The organism is Kosakonia oryziphila (genome assembly GCF_900094795.1).
GTDB classification, from domain to species: Bacteria; Pseudomonadota; Gammaproteobacteria; order Enterobacterales; family Enterobacteriaceae; genus Kosakonia; species Kosakonia oryziphila.
Map to the genome: position 1 here is coordinate 137,096 of NZ_FMBC01000002.1, position 15,641 is coordinate 152,736.

The window sequence follows — 15,641 nt, forward strand, 5'->3', positions numbered from 1 at the left end:
CCAGGTCTATTAGAATCACAGGAAGGTTGTTGCCGATAAGACGATGATGAATAACATACTGAATACGCCTGATTTACGCATTTTATTGATTAAACTTCGTCATCATGGCGACATGTTGCTGACGACTCCGCTAATAAACTCGCTGCGCCAGAGCTTGCCGGATGCGCAAATTGATATCCTGCTGTACGAAGAAACACGCGACATGCTGGCAGCGCACCCGGCGATTAATACGATTTATGGTATCGATCGCAAATGGAAGCAACTTGGTACGCTCAAACATTTGCAAAAAGAGTGGCAGCTACTGTGCGCACTCAGATCCCGCCAATATCATCTGGTGATAAATCTTGCCGATCAATGGCGCAGCGCTATCGTTACTCGCTTTACCAGCGCACCGGTTCGTCTTGGCTTCGGCTTCAATAAACGTAAAAACGCCTTTTGGCGCTTTTGTCATACCGAACTGGTTTCCGTTGCAAACCACAATGCGTTGCATACCGTTGAGCAGAATTTATCTATCCTTTCTCCCTTATCGCTTCCTGCCGTCTCAACGGTGACGATGAGTTACACCTCAGATGACTGGAATTTCGCCCGACAAAAGCTGACAGCACAAGGCGTTGGCGATCGCTATATCATCATTCAGCCAACATCGCGCTGGTTCTTCAAATGCTGGGATGAAAACAAAATGGCGCAAACTATCACGGCGCTACAGCGGGAAGGCCATACCATTGTGTTGACCGCCGGACCGGATAAAAAAGAGCTGTCGATGGTGGACCGGATCCTCAGCGCATCGCCGAAGACCGATGTTATCTCGCTGGCAGGCCAGCTCTCGTTGCGCCAGCTTGCGTCGCTTATCGACCATGCCGACCTGTTTATCGGTGTCGATTCTGTGCCCATGCATATGGCCGCTGCGTTGCAAACGCCCTGCGTTGCGCTTTTCGGCCCGTCAAAACTCACTTTCTGGTCGCCCTGGCAGGTCAATGGCGAAGTGATCTGGGCGGGTAATTTTGGACCGCTTCCCGACCCTGACGCCGTTGATACCAAAACCAGTGAACGTTATCTCGACGCTATCCCCGTTGATGCAGTTGTCGATGCAGCGAAGAGGTGTCTGGTATGAAACGTCACCGTCTGGCTATTGTTCGTCAAAAATATCGTCCTGATGGCGGTGCGGAACGCTTTGTCTCCCGTGCGCTTATGGCGCTTGGTAATCAAGATCTGGAGCTAAACGTCATCACCCGCGAGTGGCAAGGGGAGCGTCAGGATGACTGGCACATCCATATTTGCAATCCCGCCAAATGGGGACGTATTAGCCGGGAAAGAGGTTTTGCTAACGCTGCGCGTGCGCTCTGGCAGGAGCAGCAATTTGATATCGTTCAGAGTCACGAGCGTATCGCGGGTTGCGATATTTATCGCGCCGGTGACGGCGTGCATCAACGGTGGCTGCGGCAGCGTTCACGTATTCTTCCCGAGTGGCGTGCAAAAATGCTGATGCTTGACCGCTATCACCGCTATGTCATGCACGCCGAACGCGAAATGTATCAAGCGCCAGAGCTGAAAGCGGTTATCTGCAATGCGGAGATGATTAAGCAAGAAATCGTCGAAGACTTTGCCGTTGACGCAAAAAAGATACACGTCATTTATAATTCAATAGATTCCAGCCGTTTCATTCCGGCGGAGAGCGCGCAGCGCGTAGCGTTGCGTCAGCAATATGGACTTCCTGTTGCTGCTACTGTTTTTTGTTTTGTGGGTTCGGGCTTTGAACGAAAAGGCCTCGCTGCGGCGATTGAGGCGATAGCAGGTACTACGGCTTATCTGATAGTCATAGGCCAGGATAAAGCAGAAAAGCGTTATCAGGCGCTTACCCAGTCACTGGGCTGTAAAGAACAGATCCGGTTTATGGGTATGCAAAAAGAGACGTTGCCCTTTTATCAGCTTTCCGATGGCCTGTTGTTACCAACGTTGTATGATCCTTTCCCAAACGTCATTCTGGAAGCGATGGCATGTGGTTTACCCGTCATCACTTCAGATAGCTGCGGTGGGGCGGAATTTATAGAGCAAGGAAGTAATGGTTTCTTCTGTGATGCCCTTGATATCGGCAGGTTAAGAGAGGCTGTGATGGCCATTCCATCACTGGAAAAAAGTAATGACATGGGCATGAAAGCCCGCGATAAGGTTAAGGACTCAACCCCAAGCAAGCTGTCAAACCAGCTAATTTCGCTTTATCAAAATATTCTGGATTAATATGCGTATCCTGATGATTATTGATGGCTTACCCGGTGGAGGTGCAGAAAAAACTGTTCTCACTCTCTCCAGCGGATTAGTGCAAATGGGACACCAGGTCTCTCTTTTCTCACTGCGTAAAGAGTGCGATTACCCCATTCCTGAAGGTGTGGATTTCCAGGTAATTCAGGACAAATGCGAAAAACCCTGGCGCAAGCTTACAGAGATCCCGCGTCGGGCAAAGCTGTTAGATGAAGCGATTATTACCGCAGAACGTAGCGGAAAGTTTGATATTGTTTTTTCCCATCTGCATAAAACCGACCGTATTGTCGCCCACAGCCACGCGCTTGATCGCGACAAAGTCTGGTTTTGTATTCACGGCATGTTCTCATTTTCCTATCTTTGCCACCGCCGTGGTTTTTCCCGCTGGTTTAAGCATATGAAGATGCGGCACATCTACAAAAACCGCAATATAGTGGCCGTCTCGTCAGCCGTGCTGCACGATCTTTCCGACACGCTGGCAATCCCTCTGCGTCGTAGCGCGGTTATCCATAACCCCTTCGATGTCGAGGCTATACAGGACCTGGCCAGGCAGCCATTTGAAATGCAGGGGCAGGACTACCTGATTCACGTTGGACGCTTCCACGAACAGAAAAGGCACGACCGCTTGCTGCGCGCTTATGCGCTTAGCAAAATCGAGGTGCCTTTAGTGATGATGGGTAACGGCTCAGAGGCAAAAATCGCCCAGTTAAAGGCGCTTGCAGAAAGTCTTGGAATCGCTGACAGGGTTGTGTTTCATCCATTTGTCGCTAATCCCTATTCCTGGATCAAAGGCGCACGCCTCTTAGTGCTAAGCTCGGACTGCGAAGGATTTGGTAATGTTCTGGTCGAGGCGATTATCTGCCAGACGCCACCGGTTAGCACTAACTGCCCAGGTGGGCCAGCGGAGATTTTGACGGGGCCACTTGCTCGCGGCCTTAGCGGCCTGAGCGACGAGTCACTGGCAAAAACATTATCCGATGTGTATGCCAATAATTCCCAGGGAATAGATGGCGAGATTATTTCATCCTACGGTATCAATGCGATTTGCCAGCAGTATCTTGCGCTGGCGGAAAATAATAAGTAATCAGGTTCCTTATGCAAATTTCAGCGCCTATGTTAAGCGTGGTGGTTGCCGTCTATAACGGCGAAGCGTTCCTCGACCAGTTTTTCACTTGCCTCGTTGCGCAAAAAATAGACAGCATGGAAGTAATCATTGTCAATGATGGTTCCACGGATAGATCGATGCAGATCGTGGATCAATGGCGCGATCGACTACCGCAACTGCTGGTTATTGAACAAGAAAATCAGGGTGTTTCGGTTGCCCGTAATTCCGGGCTGGCCTGTGCAAAGGGAAAATACCTCTCTTTTCCGGATATTGATGACGTTTTCAAACCCGGTATGTATCAGCGCCTGCTTGATATGGCCAATACGGGAAATCTGGATGTTGCGACCTGTAACGGTAATTATGTCTGGGAAAATGACAAAAAACCCACCCGTCCGATTTTTCCGCCTGAAAAGTTACAGTCAACGGGTGTTATGACCGGCCCGGCATGGCTTAAACAAGCCCTGGATTCGCGTAAATTCCTGCATGTCACCTGGCTGAATATATATCGCCACGATTTCATCCGTCAGCATAACTTTCATTTCGAACCGGGTCTTCGCCACCAGGATATTCCCTGGACAACGGAAGTCCTGCTCGCTGCCGGGCGCGTGCAATATACCAGTGAACAATTTTACGATTACTACATCCACTCAGCGTCTGTTTCGCACATGCCGGACACTGACGACACGCTGATTCGCTCAGCGCGCCACTACATGAAAATCCTGCAAATGCTGGACGCAATTAACCAGCGCTATGCGGATAAAGTTAAAAATATACCGGCATGTTACTGGCAGATAGCCAAAGAAGGGCTCGGCATCATCCATACCTTTGATAACATGAAGGATGCAAGCAAGAAGGCGATGATCATTCGCGAGTTTTTCGAGAAAGGCATCTGGAAACTCATCTGGAAAAGTGCAAAAAGTCCACGTTTGCGCTGGCGCCTTGGCCGCCGCTACTTCCGTCTCAAAAGGTATCTGGCATAAGGTATAGCTTTAGCTGTCCTAAATGCTTAGAATTTGCCCGCCGAATCTTAAAAAAACGGATAGTCGCTTGGAATTGTTGTATACCACCCTGCTTTACTTAATACAGCCTCTGGTGTGGTTGCGATTATTACTTCGCAGCCGCAAAGCCCCTGCTTATCGTAAGCGCTGGGCTGAACGCTATGGATTTTGTCGTAACAAAGTGAAGCCGGACGGTATTTTGTTGCATTCCGTCTCCGTAGGCGAAACTCTGGCGGCCATCCCGCTGGTGCGCGCGCTGCGTCATCGCTACCCTGCATTACCGATCACCGTCACCACCATGACGCCAACCGGCTCGGAACGCGTGATGTCCGCGTTTGGTAAAGACGTTCATCACGTTTATTTGCCCTACGATTTGCCGTGCGCCATGAACCGTTTCCTGAATACCGTACGCCCGAAGCTGGTGATCGTTATGGAAACCGAGCTATGGCCAAATATGATTTCTGCCCTTCATGCCCGGCAAATTCCGCTGGTGATTGCTAACGCGCGCCTTTCCGGGCGCTCGGCAAAAGGCTATGCCCGGTTGGGCAAAGCGATGCGTCGTTTACTCAGCAAAATCACCTTGATTGCCGCACAAAACCAGGAAGATGGCGACCGTTTCCTGCAACTTGGGCTAAAACGCAACCAGTTGAGCGTTACCGGTAGCCTGAAGTTCGATATTTCTGTTACGCCGGAGCTTGCCGCTCGCGCCGTGACACTACGCCGCCAGTGGGCACCGCGCCGTAAAGTATGGATTGCGACCAGTACGCACGAAGGTGAAGAAGCCATCATTTTACAGGCGCACCGCAAGCTGCTGGAAACATTCCCCGATTTGCTGCTGATCCTTGTTCCTCGCCATCCTGAGCGTTTCCCGGATGCGCGCAACATGACGCAAAAAGCCGGGTTCAGCTACACCCTGCGCAGCTCAGGCGAGATCCCATCCGGCAGCACCCAGGTGGTTATTGGCGATACCATGGGCGAACTGATGCTGCTGTACGGTATTGCCGATCTTGCTTTCGTCGGCGGCAGCCTGGTTGAGCGCGGCGGTCATAATCCTCTGGAACCCGCTGCCCATGCCATTCCGGTGTTGATGGGGCCACATACCTTTAACTTCAAAGATATTTGTGCACGTTTGCAAGAAGCGGAAGGGTTGATCACGGTGACCGATGCGGATTCGTTGGTGAAAGAAGTTTCCACACTGCTAACGGATGAAGACTACCGCTTGTGGTGCGGTCGTCATGCCGTTGAGGTTCTGCACCAGAACCAGGGCGCGCTGACGCGTCTGCTGCAACTCCTGCAACCGTATTTGCCTCAGCGGAGCCATTAATGTCCAGACGTTTGTCGGTGGTGATGATCGCCAAAGATGCGGCGGATCTACTGCCAGATTGCCTTGCGTCCGTGGCCTGGGCGGATGAAATCGTGCTGCTGGATTCCGGCAGCCGCGACGACACACCCGGCATTGCCAGCCGCGCCGGTGCTAAAGTCTTCAGCCATACCGACTGGCAGGGCTATGGCATTCAGCGTCAAATTGCCCAGCGTTATGCCAGTGGCGACTATATCCTGATGATTGATACCGACGAGCGCGTAACCCCTGAGCTGGCAGAACAACTGCGCCAGGCGCTGGCTGCGCCGCAGCCCGGTGCAGTTTACAGCATTGCTCGTCGCAATTACTTTCTCGGGCGTTTTATGCGCCATAGCGGCTGGTATCCGGATCGCGTCACGCGCCTGTACGAACGCGAACGTTACCAGTACAACGATAACCGCGTTCATGAGTCACTCGATGCGCCGCAGGCGCAGACCATCGCCCTGAGCGGTGATTTACTGCACCTGACCTGCCGTGATTTCGCCAGCTTCCAGTGCAAGCAGCTCAATTACGCCACGGCGTGGGCGCAGGAACGCCATCAGCGCGGTAAAAAAACCTCACTACCGGGGATTTTCGCTCATACTTTGGGCGCATTCACAAAAACATTGCTGCTGCGTGGCGGCGTGCTCGACGGCAAACAAGGCTGGTTGCTGGCGGTGGTTAATGCACAATATACGTTTAATAAATACACCGAGCTGTGGGCGCTGAACCACGGTTATTCAGAGAAAGAATAAGCGATGAGTACAAAAGCGATTTATCCCGGTACTTTCGATCCGATCACCAATGGCCACATTGATATCGTGACCCGCGCCGCAGCCATGTTTACCGAGGTCGTGCTGGCTATCGCCGCCAGTCCCGGCAAGAATCCCATGTTCAGCCTTGATGAGCGCGTGGCGCTGGCACAATCAGCGACGGCGCATTTGCCAAACGTTACGGTGGTGGGGTTCAGTGATTTGATGGCGAACTTTGCCCGCGCGCAGCAGGCAAATATTCTGATCCGCGGTCTGCGTGCCGTTGCAGATTTCGAATACGAAATGCAGTTGGCACATATGAACCGCCATCTGATGCCGGAACTGGAAAGCGTGTTTCTGATGCCGTCGAAAGAGTGGTCGTTTATCTCTTCATCACTGGTAAAAGAAGTGGCGCGCCATCAGGGCGATGTCGCTCACTTCCTGCCGCCAAACGTGCACAAGGCGTTGCTGGAGAAGCTTAGTGCCTGATAGCGCTTCGCTTATCAGGCCAGGCAATACCGCTGTACCTGAAAACCAGAGCCGCCATCCGGCAAAAAAACGCGCTTATTTCTGGCAGCGGCGACAGTAAAACGTTGAGCGCTGCGCGTGCTTTGCAGCCATAATCGGCGTACCGCAAACGCGGCAGGGTTCCCCTTCCCGTCCATACACCTGTAACTCCTGCGCAAAATAGCCTGGTTTCCCGTCGCTTTGCAGAAAATCTTTTAGCGTGGTTCCGCCCTGTTCAATGGAGCGCAACAGCACAGCTTTGATCACCCGCACCAGAATTTCACACTCCTGACGCGACAGCGAAGAGGCCAGGCGATCCGGATGGATCCCGGCGGCGAACAGTGATTCGCTGGCGTAGATGTTTCCTACGCCGACCACCAGCTTGTTATCCATCAGCCAGGGTTTGATGGCCGTTTTTTTCTTTGCGCACTTTTGCTGCAAATAATCGGCATTAAAGGCTTCGCTTAACGGTTCAGGGCCAAGGTGTGCCAGCACATTGTGGCCTTCCAGCTCTTTGGTCCACAGCCATGCGCCAAAGCGGCGAGGATCGGTGTAGCGCAGTACTTTACCGTTGCTCATCACCAGATCAACATGGTCATGCTTTTCAGCAGGAAGCTCATGAGGAAGGATGCGTAAGCTGCCGGACATACCCAAATGGATGATGATCCAGCCATCCGGCAGCTCCAGCAGCAGGTATTTCGCGCGACGCTGAACGCTCAGCACCGGTTTATCGCTCAGGGCGTGGATCTCATCAGAAACCGGCCAGCGTAATCGCCCGTTGCGTACTACCGCATGAAGAATGGTTTCGCCAACCAGGTGTGGTTCTATACCCCGGCGGCTGGTTTCTACTTCGGGTAATTCAGGCATCTCATCTCCGGCTTGCGGGTTATCAGAAATGCAAAAACCCCGACAGTGCGGGGTTTTTGTGCAAGAAAACTAAAATTATTTGATTTTAGCTTCTTTGTACAGCACGTGCTGACGGACAACTGGATCGAATTTTTTCAGTTCCAGTTTTTCCGGCTTAGTACGTTTGTTCTTCGTAGTGGTATAGAAGTGACCAGTACCAGCGGAAGAAACCAGCTTGATTTTCTCACGAATACCTTTAGCCATGATTTATATCCTCTAAGTACTTAGTACTTTTCGCCACGGGCACGCAGTTCAGACAGAACTGTGTCGATGCCTTTCTTATCAATTACACGCATACCTTTAGCAGATACACGCAGGGTGACAAAACGCTTTTCGCTCTCAACCCAGAAACGGTGAGAGTGCAGGTTCGGCAGGAAACGGCGTTTAGTCGCGTTCAGTGCGTGGGAACGGTTGTTACCGGTCACCGGACGCTTGCCAGTAACTTGGCAGACTCGGGACATGTCTATTCTCCAAAAATCAAATTAGCTCGAGCTTCGTATGGGGTATCGGCGCCTCGTCAGGCTTTACAGCCCGGTCATCGCAGTTCTATACCCGTCATACTTCAAGTTGCATGTGTGTTGGCTTTCCTCGCTCACCCCCGTCTCTTACTGGAGTAAGCTCCTGGGGATTCACTGCGTCGCCGCCTTCCTGAAACTCGAATTATTTAGGGTATACACGTCATCTTTCCGGCTGCCTCCGCTCGCTTATCCAGCTCACGTACTTATGTACGCTCACAGGGATTCACTCTCTTGCCGCCCTGATGCAACCTGAAGGATTTAGTGTCTAAGTGAACTCTCGATTGCCAGGCCCAAATGCCAAACCCGAGATTCTCAAAGGTGGCGTAGTATACGCTGAGTCGGCGGTGCGCTCAAGTCCCGAACAGACAAAGATCCCGGAGGATCGCCTAAAATGGCTTAAATCCAGCCGCGTTCTGCAAACGAAACGCACTCTCCGCGACCAACAACCAGGTGATCAAGCACACGGATGTCCATGAACTGGCAGCATTTTATCACCCGCTCAGTGATTTGCTTATCCGCCTTGCTTGGCTCAGCGTTACCTGAAGGGTGATTATGCGCGAGGATCACTGCGGCTGCATTCACTTTTAACGCTTCACGCAGAATTTCCCGCGGATGCACTTCAACATGGTTAATGGTGCCGCTAAACAACCGGCAGTGTTTCAGTATCCGGTTCTGGTTATCCATCAGGATCACCATAAAGATCTCGCGCTCTTCCCCCGCTAATTGACTTTGCAGGAACTCACGCGTCATATCAGGGCTTAGCAGCGAGCTGTCTTCCAGCAGGCGCGCATTATAGTAACGGCGTGCCAGTTCGCCGATGCCTCTCAACTGCGCATATTTCGCCACGCCGATTCCGTGTACATCCTGAAAATCTTCCAGCTCGGAAGAGAGCAAAGTATAAAGTGAACCAAATTGCTTCAGCAGTTCACGGGCAAGGGTTATGACACACTTTCCTCGCGTTCCGGTGCGCAGAAAAAGCGCTAATAACTCCACATCTGATAGTGTCTCAATGCCATACTGCATCATCTTTTCGCGCGGCTTCTGGGGTGTCAAAACAATATCCATACTCCCTCCTCCCGATCCCACATGTATGTTGCCATTTCACGTTTCTTCCTTCGACTGCCAATATCAAAGCCTGCGTAGCGCCTCGCAAAGTGCTCTGCGGGCAAAAGCACGACAACATCAAGATTGTGATAAAATGCCCAGCTTCTGGTGAAATCCAACAGGAAAGAATCATGATCAGTCTGGCGGGTAAAAAAATTGTCCTCGGCGTAAGCGGCGGTATTGCGGCTTATAAAGCGCCTGAACTGGTGCGCCGTCTGCGTGATCGCGGCGCGGAAGTTCGCGTGGTAATGACCGAAGGCGCCAAAGCCTTCATTACCCCGCTGAGTCTGCAAGCCGTTTCCGGGAATCCAGTTTCCGACAGTCTGCTCGATCCCGCTGCCGAAGCAGCAATGGGCCATATAGAACTCGGTAAATGGGCAGATCTGGTGATTCTGGCGCCCGCCACCGCCGATTTGATTGCCCGCATCGCCGCCGGAATGGCCAACGACCTGGTTTCCACGATTTGCCTCGCCACCCCTTCGCCTGTCGCGGTAGTGCCAGCAATGAACCAGCAAATGTATCGTGCCGCAGCAACCCAGCATAATTTGCAGGTGCTGGCCTCACGCGGTCTGCTGCTGTGGGGGCCGGACAGCGGCAGCCAGGCCTGTGGCGATGTTGGCCCTGGCCGCATGCTGGATCCGTTAACGATCGTCGATATGGCAGCCGCGTATTTTTCGCCTGTCAAAGATCTGCAACATCTGAACATCATGATTACCGCCGGCCCGACTCGTGAGCCGTTGGATCCGGTGCGTTATATTACTAATCTCAGTTCCGGTAAGATGGGCTTCGCTATTGCCGCCGCCGCCGCCAACCGCGGTGCGAACGTCACGCTGGTTGCAGGCCCGGTCACGCTGCCGACACCTGCGCTTGTGCAACGCATAGATGTCACCACCGCGCTGGAGATGGAAGCGGTCGTGCAGCATAGCGTGCAGCAACAGCACATTTTTATCGGCTGTGCCGCCGTCGCTGATTATCGCGCGACCAGCGTGGCGGAAGAGAAAATTAAAAAACAAGGCGATGAAATCACGATAAAAATGGTAAAAAACCCGGATATCGTCGCTGGCGTTGCCGCACTTTCTGCCCATCGCCCCTTTGTCGTGGGATTTGCCGCCGAAACAAATAATGTGGAAGAATATGCCCGGCAGAAGCGCGCCCGCAAAAACCTTGATCTGATTTGTGCTAATGATGTTTCGCAATCAGATCAAGGATTTAATAGTGACAACAACGCACTACATCTTTTCTGGCAGGAGGGCGACAAACGTCTGCCGCTTGAACGCAAAGAACTTCTGGGACACCAATTACTGGACGAGATCGTTACCCGTTATGATGAAAAAAATCGACGTTAAGATTCTGGACCCGCGTGTCGGCAAGCAATTTCCGCTACCGACTTATGCCACCTCCGGTTCCGCCGGACTTGACCTGCGCGCCTGTCTCGACGACGCCGTAGAGCTGGCGCCAGGCGCAACAACGTTGCTGCCAACCGGCCTGGCAATCCATATTGCCGATCCGTCGCTCGCTGCGGTTATTCTGCCGCGTTCAGGGCTGGGCCATAAACATGGCGTGGTGCTGGGTAATCTGGTTGGTCTGATTGACTCGGATTATCAGGGGCAGCTAATGGTTTCCGTCTGGAACCGCGGCCAGGACAGCTTCACTATTGTTCCGGGCGAGCGCATCGCGCAAATGGTGTTTGTACCGGTTGTTCAGGCAGAATTTAATCTGGTGGAAGAGTTCGACGCGACTGAACGCGGCGAAGGCGGCTTTGGCCATTCCGGGCGTCAGTAAACCGCTCTATTTAACGCATCACACGGCGAAATAACGCGATAACATCACCGCAAACGCACCTTGTTTGTGGTCGCCGTGTGGTCGCTCGCCTGACAAGTGTTTATTTTCAGGGGTATTTTAGAACATGGCAGAAAAACAAACTGCGAAAAGGAATCGCCGCGAGGAAATACTTCAGTCTCTGGCGCTGATGCTGGAATCCAGCGATGGAAGCCAGCGTATTACTACTGCGAAACTGGCTGCTTCCGTTGGCGTATCCGAAGCCGCGCTGTACCGTCATTTCCCCAGTAAAACGCGCATGTTCGATAGCCTGATAGAGTTTATCGAGGATAGCCTGATCACCCGCATCAACCTGATTTTAAAGGATGAGAAAGACACTACCATGCGCCTGCGCCTGATTGTGCAGCTAATCCTCGGCTTCGGTGAGCGTAATCCTGGCTTAACGCGCATTATAACCGGCCACGCGTTGATGTTTGAGCAGGATCGCCTGCAAGGGCGCATTAACCAGCTATTTGAACGTATTGAAGCGCAGTTGCGCCAGGTTCTGCGCGAACGCAAAATGCGTGAAGGCGAGGCCTATGCCACTGACGAAACACTGCTGGCAAGCCAGCTACTGGCGTTTTGTGAAGGGATGTTGTCGCGCTATGTGCGCAGTGAATTTAAATACAGCCCAACCGACGATTTTGACGCCCGCTGGCCACTGCTCGCCGCGCAACTGCAATAATCTCTCTTTATGCAGCCTTGTGGCTGCATTCTCACTTTCCGGCAATCTCTGAAAAAGCCCAACGCAATTCGTTGAGATACCTGATGTTGCGCCACACGCTATTTTCTACGATTACGGTACTGTCCGACACCAACAGCTTTGATGATAAACCGCTGAACTCGCCTGTTTATGGTCTCCAGCACTGCGGTTTATTCACTCCATGTGAACACGCCAGGCACAAAACAGTTATGACCCACGCCCGGCAGAGCGCTTCCTGCCGGGCATTACGGTTAGACGCCGTACTGTTCGCGATAGGCGCGAACCGCAGCCAGGTGATCGGCCATCTCCGGCTTCTCTTCCAGATAGGCAATCAAATCTTTCAGCGTGATAATTGAAATCACTTTGCAGCCGTAATCACGCTCCACTTCCTGAATCGCGGAGATATCAGCGCGACCGCGCTCCTGACGATCCAGCGAAATCAGCACGCCAGCCAGCGTCGCACCATTGGCCTGGATAACTTCCATAGATTCGCGGATAGCAGTACCCGCGGTGATGACATCATCTACCAGCATCACACGGCCCTGCAACGCGCTGCCGACCAGATTACCGCCTTCACCGTGATCTTTCGCTTCTTTACGGTTAAAGCAGTACGGCACATCGCGCTCATGATGTTCCGCCAGCGCTACTGCGGTGGTCGTCGCAATCGGAATACCTTTATACGCCGGGCCAAATAGCAGGTCGAAATCAATCCCGGAATCCACCAACGCTTCGGCGTAAAAACGGCCTAACAGAGCCAGATCACGCCCGGTATTAAACAGCCCGGCGTTGAAGAAATAGGGACTTGTACGCCCGGATTTCAGCGTGAATTCGCCAAACTTCAGTACCTGCTTATTAAGCGCAAATTCAATAAACTGACGCTGATACGCTTTCATGGATTCGCTCCTCATCTCACTTTTCAATTTACAGATTACGCAAAATAGTTCGCGCAGCAGCGTGGAGGCAACAAGAGCCTGCGGCCAACAAAGAAGCTGTGTGAAGTATGACGCGCAAAAAAAAGGCGACTCTCAAAGTCGCCCTTAATCATTAATTCGCCAGCGACGCTTTCTGCGTCGCGATAATCGATTCGATTCCCCCTCTGGCCAGCGCCAGCAGGGTCAATAACTCTTCATGGGAGAACGGTTCGCCTTCCGCTGTGCCCTGAACTTCAATCATGCGGCCATCTTCGGTCATCACCACGTTCATGTCGGTCCCGGCAGCGGAGTCTTCCACATACTCAAGATCGCACACCGCCTCGCCGTTAACGATACCCACGGATACGGCGGCAACCATGCCTTTCATCGGATTGGTCTTCAGTTTCCCTGCCGCAACCAGTTTGTTAAGTGCATCCGCCAGCGCCACACAAGCACCGGTAATAGAAGCGGTACGGGTGCCACCATCGGCCTGGAGCACGTCGCAGTCGAGCGTAATAGTGAATTCACCCAACGCGTTCAGATCGACCGCCGCTCGCAGCGCACGGGCAATCAGGCGCTGGATTTCCATAGTGCGACCGCCCTGTTTACCTTTTGCGGCTTCGCGCGCGTTGCGGGTATGGGTGGAACGCGGCAGCATGCCATATTCAGCGGTGATCCAGCCCTGTCCCTGACCTTTCAGGAAACGCGGTACGCCTTCTTCAATAGAGGCGGTGCACAGCACTTTGGTATCACCAAATTCAACCAGCACAGAGCCTTCAGCGTGTTTTGTATAGTTACGGGTCAGGGTGACGGGACGCACCTGAGTGGCGCTACGACCTGCTGGACGCATGATGATTTCTCCGGCTATTCGAATGTGGCTGCGCATTATACTGGCTTACCGTGGTTATTCCTATCCTGATAAGGCCACGAAAGCTATAATCCCCACATCTCTCTTTAAAAACGGGAACGTCTATGATCCGCAGTATGACCGCCTACGCCCGGCGTGAAATCAAGGGTGAATGGGGCTCAGCCTCCTGGGAACTGCGCTCGGTAAACCAGCGTTATCTGGAAACTTACTTCCGCCTGCCGGAGCAATTCCGCAGCCTTGAACCAGTTGTCCGTGAACGTCTTCGTACCCGCCTGACTCGCGGCAAAGTGGAATGCAATCTGCGTTTTGAACCCGATTCCAGCGCACAAGGGGAACTGATCCTCAACGAAAAACTGGCTAAACAGTTGGTATCTTCCGCCAACTGGGTCAAATTGCAGAGTGACGAAGGGGAAATTAATCCGGTCGATATCCTGCGCTGGCCTGGCGTGATGGCCGCACAAGAACAGGATTTGGATGCCATTGCGGCACAAATTCTCGCTGCGCTTGACGGTGCACTGGATGACTTTATCGTCGCCCGTGAAACCGAAGGCCAGGCGCTGAAAGCGCTCATTGAGCAGCGTCTGGAAGGCGTGAGTACCGAAGTTGCCAAAGTGCGCGCCCATATGCCCGAAATCCTGCAATGGCAGCGCGAGCGTCTGGTTGCTAAGCTCGAAGAGGCACAGGTACAACTGGAGAATAATCGCCTTGAGCAGGAACTGGTGCTAATGGCGCAGCGTATCGATGTGGCCGAAGAGCTGGATCGGCTCGAAGCGCATGTAAAAGAGACCTATAACATTCTGAAGAAAAAGGAAGCGGTGGGTCGTCGACTCGACTTTATGATGCAGGAGTTCAATCGTGAGTCGAACACGCTGGCATCCAAATCGATTAATGCTGAAGTCACCAATTCTGCTATTGAGCTGAAAGTGTTGATTGAGCAGATGCGCGAGCAGATTCAAAACATCGAGTAAATTCCAAGTCGAACTCTTGAAGTCTCACAACATCTCAGACATATCAATAAGCCCGTGTAATAACGGGCTTTTTTATTCCATAGAATCTCACACACTCTCACTACAGCGCACGTTTACCGTGTACATAGTTGTGTATATAATCATATTATGTACACATACAGTTATGTACACAGTAAGAACTTCATTGGGGACGAGTGATGGCGAAACTAACGGATATCCAGATCAAAGCATGGGTGCGATCTGGGGAACGATTTGATGGCCGTTCGGATGGTAATGGCCTGTATTTATGTTTTCCTAAAAACTACGCCATTCCATTCTGGCGCTTCCGCTACCGGTTTGTCGGGAAACAGAGAGCAATGGTTATTGGCACTTACTCTGAACTTTCACTCGCTAAAGCACGAGAAACGGCTAAAGAACTTTCAGCTCGTGTTGCGCTGGGTTACGACGTTGCAGGAGAAAAGCAGGAACGCAAAGCTGAGGCACTCAAAAAGATAGAAGAAGAAAAGAATGCCCTAAAGGTTGCCGAACTAGCCCAAGAGTACTTTGAGCGCCAGATCTTAGGGGGGAGTGTTAGAAATTCTGTGTCATTCCAGTAATATACAATCAAAAAGGAATGACACATGTCCCAGCCCTTCGATTTTGACAAAGCACTTAAGGCTCTCCAGTCCGGTCAGGCATTAACCGGAAAGGATGGTATCTTAACGCCATTAATCAAACAGTTAACTGAAGCCGCTCTTGCTGCTGAGCTTGATTCACATCTGGCTCAGGATGTGGAAGCCAACCGTAAAAATGGTTCCGGTAAGAAGACCATCAAAGCGCCGACCGGCAGCTTCGAACTGGCAACTCCGCGCGATCGTAACGGCACCTTTGAGCCGCAGCTGGTTAAGA

18 protein-coding genes and 1 pseudogene are annotated in these 15,641 nt (G+C 52.2%); 13 read left to right on the plus strand and 6 right to left on the minus strand.

Translation table 11 applies throughout. From position 1 onward, the window contains the following. Window positions 1-43 precede the first annotated feature (43 nt). From rfaQ to coaD, 7 genes are all read left to right on the plus strand, one after another. A complete protein-coding gene (gene rfaQ / locus GA0061070_RS01935; RefSeq protein ID WP_090133191.1) occupies window positions 44-1,111 on the plus strand; it encodes a putative lipopolysaccharide heptosyltransferase III in 1,068 nt (355 codons plus the stop codon). Further along, complete coding sequence (locus GA0061070_RS01940) at window positions 1,108-2,235, plus strand: glycosyltransferase family 4 protein (RefSeq protein ID WP_090133193.1); 1,128 nt, start codon at window positions 1,108-1,110, stop codon at window positions 2,233-2,235. Before rfaQ ends, GA0061070_RS01940 begins: the two co-directional genes overlap by 4 nt. Before the next feature lies 1 nt (window position 2,236). Then, a complete protein-coding gene (locus GA0061070_RS01945; RefSeq protein WP_090133195.1) occupies window positions 2,237-3,340 on the plus strand; it encodes a glycosyltransferase in 1,104 nt (367 codons plus the stop codon). A gap of 11 nt (window positions 3,341-3,351) precedes the next feature. Then, window positions 3,352-4,341 carry a glycosyltransferase gene (locus GA0061070_RS01950; protein ID WP_090133197.1) on the plus strand — a complete coding sequence of 330 codons (990 nt, stop codon included), beginning with the start codon at window positions 3,352-3,354 and terminating at the stop codon, window positions 4,339-4,341. A gap of 67 nt (window positions 4,342-4,408) precedes the next feature. Then, entirely contained in the window at window positions 4,409-5,683 is a 1,275-nt protein-coding gene (gene waaA, locus GA0061070_RS01955) for a lipid IV(A) 3-deoxy-D-manno-octulosonic acid transferase (protein WP_090133199.1), read from the plus strand. Beyond that, window positions 5,683-6,453, plus strand: a complete 771-nt coding sequence (locus tag GA0061070_RS01960) for a glycosyltransferase family 2 protein (protein ID WP_090133201.1) — start codon at window positions 5,683-5,685, stop codon at window positions 6,451-6,453. Before waaA ends, GA0061070_RS01960 begins: the two co-directional genes overlap by 1 nt. 3 nt (window positions 6,454-6,456) lie before the next feature. Beyond that, window positions 6,457-6,939, plus strand: coding sequence for a pantetheine-phosphate adenylyltransferase (gene coaD / locus GA0061070_RS01965; protein WP_090133203.1), 483 nt, complete (start codon window positions 6,457-6,459; stop codon window positions 6,937-6,939). 75 nt (window positions 6,940-7,014) lie between these two features. Here the strand turns inward: coaD and mutM are convergent, their stop codons facing one another. The 4 genes from mutM to radC all read right to left on the minus strand — a co-directional run bounded on the left by mutM (window position 7,015) and on the right by radC (window position 9,446). Further along, complete coding sequence (gene mutM, locus GA0061070_RS01970; protein ID WP_090133206.1) at window positions 7,015-7,824, minus strand: bifunctional DNA-formamidopyrimidine glycosylase/DNA-(apurinic or apyrimidinic site) lyase; 810 nt, start codon at window positions 7,822-7,824, stop codon at window positions 7,015-7,017. Between the two features lie 75 nt (window positions 7,825-7,899). Further along, window positions 7,900-8,067 carry a 50S ribosomal protein L33 gene (rpmG, locus tag GA0061070_RS01975; protein WP_003024094.1) on the minus strand — a complete coding sequence of 56 codons (168 nt, stop codon included), beginning with the start codon at window positions 8,065-8,067 and terminating at the stop codon, window positions 7,900-7,902. 20 nt (window positions 8,068-8,087) lie between these two features. Continuing rightward, on the minus strand, window positions 8,088-8,324 hold the full coding sequence (gene rpmB / locus GA0061070_RS01980) for a 50S ribosomal protein L28 (protein ID WP_002436699.1): 237 nt from the start codon (window positions 8,322-8,324) through the stop codon (window positions 8,088-8,090). A gap of 453 nt (window positions 8,325-8,777) precedes the next feature. Beyond that, window positions 8,778-9,446 (minus strand): RadC family protein, encoded by a 669-nt coding sequence (gene radC / locus GA0061070_RS01990; RefSeq protein WP_090133210.1) that lies wholly within the window; start codon window positions 9,444-9,446, stop codon window positions 8,778-8,780. A gap of 170 nt (window positions 9,447-9,616) precedes the next feature. Here radC and coaBC point away from each other — a divergent pair, with 170 nt between their 5' ends. The 3 genes from coaBC to slmA all read left to right on the plus strand — a co-directional run bounded on the left by coaBC (window position 9,617) and on the right by slmA (window position 11,988). After that, on the plus strand, window positions 9,617-10,831 hold the full coding sequence (gene coaBC / locus GA0061070_RS01995; protein WP_090133212.1) for a bifunctional phosphopantothenoylcysteine decarboxylase/phosphopantothenate--cysteine ligase CoaBC: 1,215 nt from the start codon (window positions 9,617-9,619) through the stop codon (window positions 10,829-10,831). After that, on the plus strand, window positions 10,809-11,267 hold the full coding sequence (gene dut / locus GA0061070_RS02000; protein WP_035886792.1) for a dUTP diphosphatase: 459 nt from the start codon (window positions 10,809-10,811) through the stop codon (window positions 11,265-11,267). The genes coaBC and dut overlap by 23 nt, the downstream gene beginning before the upstream one ends. A gap of 124 nt (window positions 11,268-11,391) precedes the next feature. Next, on the plus strand, window positions 11,392-11,988 hold the full coding sequence (gene slmA / locus GA0061070_RS02005) for a nucleoid occlusion factor SlmA (protein WP_090133214.1): 597 nt from the start codon (window positions 11,392-11,394) through the stop codon (window positions 11,986-11,988). 269 nt (window positions 11,989-12,257) lie between these two features. Here the strand turns inward: slmA and pyrE are convergent, their stop codons facing one another. Then, window positions 12,258-12,899 (minus strand): orotate phosphoribosyltransferase, encoded by a 642-nt coding sequence (gene pyrE / locus GA0061070_RS02010; RefSeq protein WP_090133216.1) that lies wholly within the window; start codon window positions 12,897-12,899, stop codon window positions 12,258-12,260. 151 nt (window positions 12,900-13,050) lie between these two features. Further along, a complete protein-coding gene (gene rph, locus GA0061070_RS02015; protein ID WP_090124020.1) occupies window positions 13,051-13,767 on the minus strand; it encodes a ribonuclease PH in 717 nt (238 codons plus the stop codon). A 122-nt stretch (window positions 13,768-13,889) separates the two neighbouring features. Between rph and GA0061070_RS02025 the strand changes: the two genes are divergently transcribed. The 3 genes and pseudogenes from GA0061070_RS02025 to GA0061070_RS02035 all read left to right on the plus strand — a co-directional run. Continuing rightward, complete coding sequence (locus GA0061070_RS02025) at window positions 13,890-14,753, plus strand: YicC/YloC family endoribonuclease (protein ID WP_090133218.1); 864 nt, start codon at window positions 13,890-13,892, stop codon at window positions 14,751-14,753. A gap of 197 nt (window positions 14,754-14,950) precedes the next feature. Further along, window positions 14,951-15,313 (plus strand): annotated as a pseudogene (locus tag GA0061070_RS02030) (Arm DNA-binding domain-containing protein); the annotation flags it as partial. A gap of 60 nt (window positions 15,314-15,373) precedes the next feature. Next, window positions 15,374-15,641 (plus strand): transposase (locus GA0061070_RS02035; protein WP_208598144.1); only part of this gene is annotated, 268 nt, incomplete at its 3' end.

Bases quoted from the DNA above. Each gene is read 5' to 3' on its own strand.
- pyrE (WP_090133216.1), bottom strand. From the start codon at position 12,899: ATGAAAGCGTATCAGCGTCAGTTTATTGAATTTGCGCTTAATAAGCAG.
- GA0061070_RS02025 (WP_090133218.1), top strand. From the start codon at position 13,890: ATGATCCGCAGTATGACCGCCTACGCCCGGCGTGAAATCAAGGGTGAA.
- GA0061070_RS01945 (WP_090133195.1), top strand. From the start codon at position 2,237: ATGCGTATCCTGATGATTATTGATGGCTTACCCGGTGGAGGTGCAGAA.
- slmA (WP_090133214.1), top strand. From the start codon at position 11,392: ATGGCAGAAAAACAAACTGCGAAAAGGAATCGCCGCGAGGAAATACTT.
- GA0061070_RS01950 (WP_090133197.1), top strand. From the start codon at position 3,352: ATGCAAATTTCAGCGCCTATGTTAAGCGTGGTGGTTGCCGTCTATAAC.
- rpmB (WP_002436699.1), bottom strand. From the start codon at position 8,324: ATGTCCCGAGTCTGCCAAGTTACTGGCAAGCGTCCGGTGACCGGTAAC.
- GA0061070_RS01940 (WP_090133193.1), top strand. From the start codon at position 1,108: ATGAAACGTCACCGTCTGGCTATTGTTCGTCAAAAATATCGTCCTGAT.
- GA0061070_RS01960 (WP_090133201.1), top strand. From the start codon at position 5,683: ATGTCCAGACGTTTGTCGGTGGTGATGATCGCCAAAGATGCGGCGGAT.
- dut (WP_035886792.1), top strand. From the start codon at position 10,809: ATGATGAAAAAAATCGACGTTAAGATTCTGGACCCGCGTGTCGGCAAG.
- coaD (WP_090133203.1), top strand. From the start codon at position 6,457: ATGAGTACAAAAGCGATTTATCCCGGTACTTTCGATCCGATCACCAAT.
- rfaQ (WP_090133191.1), top strand. From the start codon at position 44: ATGATGAATAACATACTGAATACGCCTGATTTACGCATTTTATTGATT.
- rpmG (WP_003024094.1), bottom strand. From the start codon at position 8,067: ATGGCTAAAGGTATTCGTGAGAAAATCAAGCTGGTTTCTTCCGCTGGT.
- radC (WP_090133210.1), bottom strand. From the start codon at position 9,446: ATGGATATTGTTTTGACACCCCAGAAGCCGCGCGAAAAGATGATGCAG.
- coaBC (WP_090133212.1), top strand. From the start codon at position 9,617: ATGATCAGTCTGGCGGGTAAAAAAATTGTCCTCGGCGTAAGCGGCGGT.
- rph (WP_090124020.1), bottom strand. From the start codon at position 13,767: ATGCGTCCAGCAGGTCGTAGCGCCACTCAGGTGCGTCCCGTCACCCTG.
- mutM (WP_090133206.1), bottom strand. From the start codon at position 7,824: ATGCCTGAATTACCCGAAGTAGAAACCAGCCGCCGGGGTATAGAACCA.